Raw genomic sequence first — 12,918 nt, forward strand, 5'->3', positions numbered from 1 at the left:
TATATTTTTTCATATATCACAGCGGGACAAATCGGTGCAGTTACAAATTAAAAACTTCCGGGTATTACTTTCAAGTTTAGCCCTTGTATCGATAATTCCTTTTATTTTCTTTTTTGTTTCCAAACCAAAGGAAACAACCGTTTCCCGTACGTTTTCGACGGAGTTTCGCGTCATTGGCGCTACTTTCGAGTTTGAAAGAAACGTTTCCTCGATTTTCTTAGATGAAGTTCCCGACCGGAATTTCCAAGGACTGAGTCAGAACAACGGATCCGGATCCGGTTTTGTTTTGAATGAGAGAGTTCCCACAAGACAATTGGAAGATCGGAACGTCGAACTTTCGAATTCAAGCGCATTGGATTCAAAGGCCCTGCCAAAAGAGAAATTTCCGCTTAGAAAAACTTCGGAGAAGAAAGAGAAGTTTTTTGCAGAGATTTCGGATTTGGATCCTTTGGACCCCGTTTTTGTATATTTGTCGGAAGATAAATTTTTAACACTCCAGTTCGACTTTTTTCTAAATGTGATTTTGAACCCTGCTCACCGATTGAATCAACTTTTGACGCCGTCTATTGCACTTTCGAACATTCGCAAAATGGAGAAGGGTTGGTTCGGTTCCAATTTGTATGATTTGAGCGTTATTCTTCCTAACCGGGAGAATCGCAAACCCAAGCCGGACCCATCTCTCACTTCCTTTTCCCAATTTCGAATGAGCCGAATCGATTTTGATTTAGCTCCGATGAATCTAAAACGATCGGAACGATCTTTTGTATCTTTTAAGTTTTACCGCTATTTCGCATTACTCTTTTCTTTTCCCCCGAATTTACCCGAAGGACAAAACGAATCATGTTAACCGCCAACCCATCCCGCATTTCTCAATCCACAAAGTCCGCTTCTTTTCTAAACTCCTTTCGAAAGAAATTATTCTCCTTATTTTTACGGCCTGAGCCGTCGGTTCAAAAAACTCAAACGACAAACCACGGAAGCGGAGCGGTTTGTTAGAATGGATTTGCGTTTGGAGAGGTTCGGCGGTTTTCAGGGTTTGACGAGCTTGGAAACACAATCAGACATTAACCGCGTGAGCGATCGTAGTGAAAATCCTGCAACGCACCATGCTATAAATGCAGAAACTGGAATATACGAAAAAATTAAAATGGTGCGTTGCAGATTGAAACGAAGAGCGCGACTCTGCGCTGGAAGTTCGGAAAAATCTCGCAGAGGCACGCCCCTGAAATCCGACTCCTATCCATCGACATCTAGAACGAGAAGGGTGGAACAAAGGCCTTCGATCTGGGGGAATGATGACTCTTTTGGACGGATTGGAATTGCTGCAAGGCAGAATTCGGGTGGCGTCAGACGCGTCGGAAGTCAGAAGGCAGAGAACTGAAGGCGGGGAAGAAATTACATCACGGATTTTGAATGCAGTATTCGGAGGACAAAAGGCGGAGGACGGTCTTCGTTTAACATCAAGAAGATGGACAAAGGGCGTGGCCCTTCCTATGATTTTTGTATTTTTGTTCGAGTTTGCGTTTTTGCCCGTATTTGAATCGGGAAGTCTTTTTGCGGATCCTTTCGATCAGAATTTTGAAAACAAAAATAAGGCAAAGGGAAGACTGGAATCGTATTACAACGCGGCGGAAAAAACTTCGGACGCTTTGGAGTGGCAGTCGATCATCGAAAGCGGAAAACGAATCCTGAAGGCTCAGTGGGAAGCGAATGCGAGTCTTGAGATCGAAAAGGAACTGAAAAACTTCTCCGGAACGTCTTCCGCGAAAGAAGAACTTAGGATCCAACTGGAAAATCAAAAACAAACGATCGGGGTCGAATGGGAAGCGGAACTTTCGGAGGAAATTTTAGAAAAGAGAGGATCTTGGAAAGCGAACTTCAACAAACAGAATTTCGAATCGTATTTTACAGTTGATAAAAAGAAAGAGATTCGGGACGCGCTTGAGAATTTAGTGAAGGCCGCGGACGCCGCTAAAAACGCCGCTACGGGAGACGGGACCGTTCGTTTGGCCGCTTGGGACAATGCGATCAACGCGGGAATTGCGGGAGTTCGCGCTCTTTGGGAAAACAACATCGCTTCGATCAAAAACGGTGTTTTGATTTCTTCCACCGCGACCGCGCTTACCGGAGTGGAAAAGGTAGAATTTGAGAAGAAGTTAGGCGAAATCGAATCCTATTACAAAAACTACTTTCGCCTGGAAGAAAACGGAATTAAACTTCCCGCAAGACAAGGACTGATTCAATCGCTCAACCGAGACATGGACATAGCGATCGCTCAGGAAGAAGATCCGACTCAACTTACCGAATTACTCATCGAAAGAACGAAACAACAACTGGATCCCGCAACGGGTCAGCTTTTGAATTCTTTGGACGATCTTGGAACGATTCCTACGAGCTACGACGACGTTTCGGGTTCAAACGCCCAGGAAAAAATTCTACAGGCTTTACAGGACGGCCAGGCTCTTTGGGACCAAGCGATTGAAAGATTGGTCGTGAAAAAACTGGAATACGACAGAGTTGCGGAGGACAAACGGGTTCGCAACGAAGACAAATGGTCTAAGGCGTACTATGTACTTTTGGATGCGAAAGCGAAGTGGAACGAGGAAATTAACAAACAAATCGAAGAAGGTTTAAAAAAATGGGACGAGTCCGAAGTCAGGCTTAAAGAGAACAAACAAAAAGCTTTACAAGAGTTGAATCAATATCTTTCGATCAGCCAGGAACAATACGTCGCGCACTTAAACGGCTTGCAGGGAACGATCCTTTCCAGCGCGGATACGATCGGTTCGATTGTTTCGAACATCGCCTGGTACCAAGATCAGATCGACAAAGAGAATAGAAAGTCCTCTCCCAATACGGGCCTGATTAATACGTATCAACAAGAAATCAACAAATGGACCACTCTCAGGACTCAGTTCCGTCAATACGTGGCTGCCGTTCAGAACAAAATCCACGACGAGGATATACTCGGAAACAACGGAGGTTCCGGGGTTTTGGACGACAACGGAAATTCTTCGGACCCGTATCTCTACAGCTCGGCCGAATTTGAATACCGCCTCGCAAAAGCCGAACTTGACGAACTCGAAAAGAAAAAAACAGAGCACAGGCGGTCTGGGACTACGCGGAAGCGAACGTAAACGTGACCAACATGCCCGCTCTTCAAACGGAACTAAACGCCGCAAAAACCGCATACGAAACGCAACAATCCGCATATTTGGCTCTTCTTCAACAATTGAACGGTACAAGTCCCGTCGGGGGAGGCACCCAAGGAACGGATCCGAATTCTACTAGCGGCGGTTCCGGAACTTCCACTCCACCGGCTAACACCTCTTTGTCGGAACTGGAAGCCGCTAAAAAATTAGCGGAGGAAAAAAGTATCGCACTGACTACGGCTCAGGCGGAGTTGGAACTGGCTCGGAAACGTTTCGACCAGGCAAAACAACTTCAGATTTTAGTAATGAACTCTTCTCCCGAGTTTTTGGGGGACATCGGCTCCGTGAATATGGGTACATACGACCCGAACGCGCCTAACGGCGGTATCAAATACGAAATCTACCAGGCGGATCTTCAGATTGCGGAAGCGAGGGAAAAACTCAAAGACAACGAAAAGGTGTATTTTTCCAAAAACTACGATCAAGGAAACGCAAAACGTACCGAGGATTTTTTCGGCGATCTTTGGAACCGGATTCAATCTTTCGAATCGAGTAAAGAAAAACTCAAACTATTGGAAGACGCGGTTTCGGGTTCCGGCCAGACCCTCGTCCAAAAAGTGAATTCGCTTTTGAATCCCGCAAATTTGGTTTTGGTTTCCGTTTTCGGTAACCAGGGCGCGGCCCAGGTAAAATCCCAGTTGCAGGGACTTGTAGACGCACTTTCCAAAACCGTAATAGACAACGAAAACGGTAACGTGGAAAAACAAAAACTCCCCTTTGCCGTGGAAAAATTCTCTTCGAGTTTGGATCCGATCCTCACCCGTTCCGACGAATTGCTCTCTCAGTTTGACAATACGGATAAGGGCAATTTGAGCGAATTTACGACCCGTATGGGAAACATTTCCTCTTTCTTAAATTCGTTTACGACGACCTACAATTTAAATTCCGGTTATTTAAAGATTGAAGACTTCAACGTTTGGAACACCGCCCTTTCGAATTCTTTGTCCAAGTGGAACGAAAACGTAACCGCGTTTCAAACGGCCAAGACCGATTTTTCGGGCGCGCTTGCAGCTTACAAAGCGTATGCGACTTCTCACGTAGGAAGCGAGGACAGTCTTGAATACCAATTGGAAGTCCAAAAAGTTACGGCCGCTTTCGGTACATACCAGGAAAAAACTTCTTCTTTAGAAGAATACTGGGACGACCTTTCCACACGCACAAGTCACTTAAGACTGGAAGCCTTGGATCGACTTCAAAAAGCGAGAACGATGGTGGACATGTCCACTTTGGATTTGGCTACGAGAAAAACTCTCAAAGCGCAAATCGATACTTTCAAATCCACTTTTTCTAAAAAAGATTCTTCCGGAAACGAACTGCCAGACGACGTAACCGCCCTTTTAACCGGGACGGATTCCAAGTTTACATCCGTGGCCGGTTCTTTTTCGAACTATTCTTCCCGTTATACGTATTACAGAAATACGATCGATGAAAGGAGCGCGATCTTTGCGGGAATGAGCGGTATTTTGATTCAGGCCTTGGAAGGTCAAAGGGCGTCTGTTACCGCACAAAAGGCGCAACTTGGATTTTTACTGGACGAAGACGCCGGGGTTGAGGAACTTCAAGACACAGTCAGCGGAGTGGAAGAAACCGCCAAAACGGAAGCCGCGAAGCTCGACGCGAGAGTGGCTGAAATTCTTTTGTCGAAGCTCGGGAATTTAGGCTCGGATTCTTCGATGAGAAAATTCGATCCGATCTACTTAGGACTAAACAATGAAATTAATTCCCTCTATTCCACTTTTACGGGATCGTCGGAGGAGATACTCGAGATCCGCGCGAGAAAAATCGCCTTGGACTATATTAAGAACGCGGGTCAAACCTTGACCGGGATCTTTGCAAACGATTCCGAATATGCAAAATTTCAAATAGACTTGAATCGGATGAAGGATCGGTCCGCGGCTACGCTTTCTTTTTACGAAGACGATCACGGCTATTTGAGCGAAGCCGACAGGATTTCCCTTAGGATGTCCGAGGACGAAAACGATCGCAGAAAGGTAAGCGAATATTTCAGTTTCGGAAGTACTTTTCTTTTTGGTAATGCGGTGATGCAAGGGACTTCCACTTGGTTAAACTTAGCGGGAGGAATGAAAAGTTTTTCGGAAGCGGTGAAAGCGGGCACGATTTTAAGCGGCCTTCGAGACGACTACTTTTCAGAGCAGGAATCGGAAGCGAACGGTCTTTTCCAGGAGTTGACGACGGCCGCGGGGATCGGTAGTTATTCCTCGGTTGATTTTTACAAGGATTCGATTCGTAGTCAAACGGGTGTGGATCAGTTGGATACAGCCAAAATCGATCAGAAAAAAGCGGAACTGGCGGCCTTGATTGCGGGGATGTCGGATCCGCAGGCTCAGTTGTCTCAACTGATTCAGTCCGGAAATTTAACTTCTGTGTTCGGGTTACTGACGGGAACGGGCGTCAAACAGGACTTAGTCGCTTGGCAAAAGGAGATAGACGACGCGAAGGCATTGTTTCAGACTTTGGACGGAAACATCCAAACTCCGATGACGAACCTTACGACACAGTTCGATTCTCTTCTGAATTTTTTCAACACTCCCGCCTTTGCCCAAATGCAATCGTATGCGGACGGAGTGTTTCAATCCGTGGAGGCTTTGAAAGGTTTGGAGGATTCGAATCTTCCGATTTACGATCCGGTTAACGACGTGGACGGTAATTCTCCCTACGAACAAGCCCCGGATCAGGACGGAGACGCGGTCGGTTCCGCCAATTGGACCCCCACGTATGTGGACGCAAACGGGAAACTTCCTTGGCAGACCGGTTACGACTCTGGACACTTAAAAATATCGATCGCCTGGACTCCCACATACAGGGACGCAAACGGAAAAGTTCCGGGTCAATCGGGTTACAATGCAAATAACTTAAAAATATTAGGATATACGAAACCGTTTGAGAATTTGGATACGGACGATTTGAAAACGATGAGGGATTCTTTGAAGACCGCTCTTACGGAATGGAACGGCGTCAAATCGACCGCGCAAGCCAAACTGAACGTTTACAAAACGAGCGTGAACGCACTTCTGGCCTTTAGAGCCTTGCACCCGAGCGATTTTGCGGACGCGGAAGGAGGCAAATATCTTACCTTGGTCGAGAAGGTAAGAACGGACGGACTGGCATTAACGGGCGCACATTCGGAAACGATCGCTTACTTTAACGGCGTTTCCTTGAAGTTTCAGGATTTAAAATCGGAACAGGAAGCTTTGACTCGAACCGCCAAACAGATTTTAGGTTTGCCCATTAACAAAATCCTAGTGCCCGCAAAAGCAGTGCAGTTCACCTTTCCTCCCGCCGATCCACCGGAACCGCTGGAACTTCCTCTAACGAGCGCGTTACGATTTGATATTTTGAGTTCGAATCCGGGGAATTATTACACAGTGGCCTCCTCCCAGAGAAATATAGTACAGCAAATTACATTACTAGAATATTCAAAATACAAGGAAACGGGGCCGTTTAGCGACTACGGAACAAACGGGGTTTCGTTCTTTTTGGGAAACTTGGGGAATGCGAACAATCAGTTGCAGGCATCCGCTCAGACGTTCGCACAAAACGCAAACGCGTGGGCGAGTTCCCTTCAAAACAAAAACGTTCCTTTGAACGAACTTGCGGATAGACTGGATTCCTTAAAAGACCGTATCGTTTATTATACCGCGGGATCGGGCCCGAACCAGATCGGTCAGAACGATCTCGTCCAGGTTGTCGCGAATTTGAGAACTTTTCTCCTCCAAAAAAGTTTGGACGGTGTGGAGTTCAATCCCGCTTTAAAGGCGATGGTGGAAGCGGCGGGCGCGTTTACGGACGAAATTGAAAATATCCAGTATTTACAATCGTATCCGAGTACGGACAAAAACGTGGCTAAAGCCAATTTAACCGCTGCCCAGGAGGCGCAAAAAACCCTGACCGAAATTTCCCAGTTGGCCGATCAACTCGGTTCTTTTTTAAGTTCGGGCGCCGTGTATTCCAACTTAGGAATGGTTCAGAGTTTATTAGAAAAGTATGATATTTTAAAGAACAAACCGATGGACCAGGCGAAGTTCGAAACTCAGTTTAAATCCGTTTTGGGGAACGCGTACTGGCAGGGAGCTTTTGAAGTGTATCGGGACAAACTGTCCGCGGCACAGGCTTTCTTTTCCCCACAAACTCAGGAAAAAATAGACCAACTGAGGGAAAACAGTTGGGAGGTGTTCAAACGAAATTTAGCGAACGCGTATTTGACTCAGCGTGTGGGAAATCCGATCTTGTCCGAATTTTTAACGGAACTCAAAGAAGGAAAGTTCAGCGTCCTTGGGCCGAATCAAGGAGTGGTGGAAATTGATTCCAAGTTTTTGGGAAAGGCGATGACCGACTCCGAAATTTTGGAAGTGGGGGAATATCTAAAACCCTTCGATAATATGGCGATGATTCAAAGACAGGGCCTTATATCCGATTTGGACACATATTTGAAAGACTACGATCCGGAACTGAAAGAGGAGATGAGAACCTTTTCACTTGTGAATCAGTATTCTTTGATTAAAAACGGAATCGCACAAGGAAGCGTATATCCGGACCGGGAACTTCCTCCCGAGTTGAAGAACTTTACACTGATTAGTACATTTGAATATTATCTTTCCAACACGAAAGAGGAAATTACCGTAACGGAAAACGGCCAGCCGGTTAAGAAGATGGTAAAAAAATACGATTCGTCGAGCGCAGATTCCAGAAGAGCGGCGATGAGCGATTTTTTACTGAAACTAGGTCCCGTGCACAAAAAGAACGCAAACGGAACTCTCGTACTCGATCCACAAAGACAGGCGCAGATCGAGGCATTGACAAACGAGTATTTGGCGAACTACGGTAGTAAAAATCCTTCCAGCTATTTGGATTCTCAAATTTTAAAGAACTTTGAGGCCAAGGCCGCGTATTACGCGGAAAAAGAACTAAGAATTACCCGAAACGCGGACCCGAACGTACCCGCAGACCAGAAAAAAGAAGAGCTGAGTTACGACGATCTAGAGGCCCTTACGACTTGGCTCGTGGAAGCGAAATTTGATCCGAGTACACAAACTGCAATTACAGAAACGGCCCGGATGGACTTTCTCTTGTCGCATTATTACGGAGAAGATACGGAAGACTTAAGCGCCGAAGATCTACAAAAAAACCGGAACTAGCCGCGTTTTACGGAGAAGGCGGTAAGGGATATTTTTCGGAGATGGATACGTATTTTACAAACCAAGGCAAAACGGTCCTAACGACCGAAGAGAAGGATCGTTTTAGACTACTTAGCAGCGGAGTGACGGACGCATGGGGCCTTTGGCAGTATGATCCGTCGAGCCTCGTTCAAAGACAGGTCGTTTTACAAAACTTCGGATACGCAAACGAATACGAGGACTTAGTAGAGTCTCTGAATTTAGAAACCAAACGACTGAAAACGGAACTTGCAAAAGCAAATCGGAATATACAAAAAGAGAAATATGTAAACGATTACAGAAACGGATTGATTCACTTTGACAGTTATCTTTCGTATTTAGGAGTACCCACAGACAACGTAGCGGGAGATGTGCTCACAAACGAAGCCTTGGCGATTCAGGGAAGATTGAGGGAACTGGAGATCAACGCAGAACAGAAGTTAGGCGGACTGTTCAACTTACTGGAAAACCACAAAAGCGCGGTGTTTGACCAGACACCACTTGCGGACGCACTTCCGGGGGATGCGATCCAAACCAAAGCGGACTTAAATCCGGGGCTGAGAACCGCGGCGAAGGTTATGAGTTCCGCATATACCCTAAGCGACGACGTCTTGTCAAAAGACGCGAACGGGAATTATTCCTTTGACGGAGACTTTACCAATCTGAAAGGAAGACTGGACCAGGCGTTAAACGTGGTCAGCGCCGGATCGGTGGACTACGACCAATATGCCGGAACAATTACAAGTCAAAGCGGACTGATCGCCACTCTCAAAAATACGATCGAGACGGCGGGACAGAGTTACGTTCTATTAAAAGCACAACTTGCGAGCGGAGTAAATCCGACGGCGGAACTCAATGCGGCGACCGCGGCGTTTAACGCGGCCAATGCGAAGATAGAAGGGGCGACGGGACTTAAAAAACAATACGAAGACGCGCAAGCAGCGGTAACACAAAAACAAAACGAATACCTGGCCAAAGAAACGCAGGTAAGCAACGCATACAACTCGATGTTGGACGCACAGGATACGTTTAACGAAAAAGCGGCCCTTTACGACTATGCAACACTTTTAGAATATTCCAAACACAACGTATATCAGGCGGAAAACAATAACGCGCCGAACGCGGAGAACAATCTACCCGCGGGATATATAGACACGCCCAAGAAGATGGCGGAAGCCAGATACAAGGCGGCCAAAGAAGAATACGACGCCAAAGCCAAGGAAGTGGAACTACTCCAGAAAAAAATGGCCTCTCAAATCGGAGTGGGCGATTTGACTGCTTACGTCCAGAATGAAAGGGCGGAAGCCGAGAAGTGGGCTTTGCTTGCGGTCAAATACAACACCGCGGAAACCTTGCTCAGACAAAAGGTGGCGGATTTAAAAAGACAAATCGGCGTACAACGAACCAACTTAGAAGGACAACTGGACAGGTTGTACGGAATCGCACCACCAAACAACAAACAGTCGGTCGGAATGATGGATTCTCTCGAAGGATCTTTAGACTTTGCGGGGAGCAGATATTTAAAAACCGAACAGTGGACAAGAGACAGGGACAGAATTGCGGAAGGGATTTTAAGCGGCAGAATCGGCACGATGGACGTAATGACGGCGTATCAATGGGATTATGGTCAAGGAATAACACCCGACATGCAGCCATACAACTTAAATTCCTTTTTAGGCAAATGGGGCGGAACCCTAGGCAACGAAAACTACCAGTCGTTACCACAAAGAGCGAATGCTCATATGAATTCGATCTTGTTTCCGGCGCCGGAGACAAGAGGATACAGATACGGATCGGGAAGTAGCGGAGCAACCTACGAACAAGCGTACGGCCAAGCGCTTGTCAACCAGACAATGGTGCAGGTGTTTTTCCTAAACCAATTGGATTTGGTCTGTATGGGATTTTGTATGCTTACGATGGCGTATGTGAACGAAATCAATACGTACAATTCGAATCGAAATCAAGTCAACGACGCGGTGGGTCAGATCGGAGCGCAAGGCGCGACACTTAAAAACTTGTATAGCCAACTGCAAGAACTAACCGACGTAGACGATACAAACCAACTCTTAAACGTACTCGGAAGACCGGAGTTCGGATTAAATTCCCAAGATTTGGCAATGATCCAAAAAACAAATCCCGGAAGTAACAGCCTCAAAGACATCGTCTGGAAAACGAGCCCCACAGCAACGAATCCATTGTCGTTTAACGATTTAGTAGGAAGCGACGGGCTAAGACTGGCACAACAAAAAGCGATTCACGACCAATACGGAAATTATGTAAGAAGCGGAGAATACACAGCGGGAGGCACAACGGCCAGCGCGGAAAAGACCGACCAATACGGAAGACAAACCGCCCTCATGGTAGGAGCGGATGAATTTTTAGACGCGATGGGAGTACTAGCCGAAGCGCAATACCAAGTGGCAAGGAACGCGTACTACAGCAAAGCAGAGAATTACACAAAACAAATCGGAACCGGAAACGATGAAAAGATCGCGGTGAAAGTGGATGCAAAAGTAGTACTGCAAGAAAGAGAAAAGTTCGCCTCAGACTTACTCAAGAAAATAACCCGCACAACCAACGGAGAGACAATCGCATACAACGTAGAAACAAACATCTACCGAACCGTCCTCAATGATTACATGGGAGAGACAGGAGTCGTATCTCAAATTTTCAACGCCGAACTGCAGCAAAGGGCGGAACAACAAAAACAACAGTGGAATTTGAAAGAACAAGAATTCTACGACCTCAAAAGCGACTGGATCCAGAATATATCCTATTTGAAACAAACGGGGACGAAGAGATGGGAAAACATGGTGCAGGAGTTTCAAGGAAAATGGAAAGACTGGAGAGCTGACTTTAAAGCAGAGCACGAAGCGAACCAAAAAATCTACCTGGATCGAATTGAAAGTACATTAGAAAAGAAAGAAGCTTGGACAACGAGTTTTTTGCAAAAGAGCAGCGAACAAGCGGATGAACTTACCCTAAAAGAGATGTATGATTCCATAGCCGGAATGGTAACATCGATGCAAGAGAATCTACCGGCGGGAGTGAGCATGAATGTGAACGTAAACGACATCCTCTCCAGCATCCTCTCTAAAAAACCGGGAAGTATATCTGCCAGCCTCATCGATCGGGCGAGTAGCATTGATACGAATTTCTTTTTAAACGAAGTGAAGAAATACAACTTTAGCGACAGCGGATTGAAAGAACAATTCAAAGGCTTGTTAAATACAACGAACAAACTGAGTCAAAACCTGATCATACTACAAACGTTAGAGTCTCTCAGGAATTTACCGGATGCGTTTGCCAAAACGATTCAAACAGAGAATCAAAACGTAGACGAACAATTGAATCAAACCATGGTGTATGATGGCTTTGCGAGATTGGGAGGAGCATATGTCCGCACGATCAAAACTGCAAGCGGAGGAGACGAGGTCCAAACGTTAGGCACATATCAGTATTACAATTACAATCCGCCAACAGTATTTCCGGAAGTCAAAGACTCGAAAGGTAAGAGTTGGGATCTGGGCAAACCTGAACTTTTAATCGATCATGACAATGTACCGAGCGCCAGCGACCTAACAGTGATGGTACGATTAGCGAAGAACAAAATGAGCGCGGACTTTAAAAAAGTATTTGATCCCGATCGCGACAAACGCCGCAACTACGAAGCGGAAAGGGGATTATTTGATCCGACTGAAGTTCAAGCTTCTTTCAACGAATACCTGGACGCGGTAAAAAGCGGAGAAAGCGTATCCTGCCTCGGAAAGTCAGCGGAACAATGTGCGAAGTCAGCGATGAGTTCCGGCTTTTTAGTCGGAGAAGTAGCGGATGGAACGTTTGGAGAGGCGCAGTTTGCTCAGTCTTACATCATCCTAAAAACAAAGAAGGAGATGGACAAGAGAAAGGGCAAGATGGACGCGGCTACGAAAAAGAAAGTCTGGAGGAATGGGAAGATTTTACAATCAACTGGGAGCGATGGGAGAAGGCTTGGGTGAGGCAGTGAAGGGAGCGGGGAGCGCCTTTATCTCCGCCGTAAAAGCAACCTTGAAAGCGCCTACAGACTTTAACGGAGCGAAGAAGGATTTCAAAGAAGCGGGTAAACAAGGGGAGAGAGCGTTACAAGGCGCGATGTATGCGGTATCGGGAGCAGTAGACTTTGCAATGTTTGCGGCAGAGACGGTTGTGGAACCGTTTGTGACAGTGCTAACCTTTGGCATGGGTAACGAAACGATGAATGGCACGTTTGCGGAAGGCAACTACGAGCTCGCGAAGTTTAGAGACACAAACAAATCCCAACGACATATCAACGAGCTTGGAATGCGGACCGGAGCGGAGATGTATGCAAACGACGCCGCCCTCGACAAAGTAGTGACTACAACTCTCGCGGTAGCGGGCATCATTGGCGGATTATTAACGTTCGTACCTTTTCCACCGGCGCAAGCGCTGGGAGTAGGACTGATGGTAATGTCTGCGGTTGGAACGGCGGGCTGGGAGGCGTTCCGAGGAGCGTATGAAGGGGGTTCGGCGGG

At 46.5% G+C, this 12,918-nt stretch carries 1 protein-coding gene and 1 pseudogene; both read left to right on the forward strand.

All coding sequences use genetic code 11. From position 1 onward, the window contains the following. Positions 1-34: 34 nt before the first annotated feature. Positions 35-847, forward strand: coding sequence for a hypothetical protein (locus tag LEP1GSC062_RS16120; RefSeq protein ID WP_020984804.1), 813 nt, complete (start codon positions 35-37; stop codon positions 845-847). 375 nt (positions 848-1,222) lie between these two features. After that, positions 1,223-12,918 (forward strand): annotated as a pseudogene (locus LEP1GSC062_RS22205) (hypothetical protein); the annotation flags it as partial.

Source organism: Leptospira alexanderi serovar Manhao 3 str. L 60, assembly GCF_000243815.2.
Classification (GTDB): domain Bacteria; phylum Spirochaetota; class Leptospiria; order Leptospirales; family Leptospiraceae; genus Leptospira; species Leptospira alexanderi.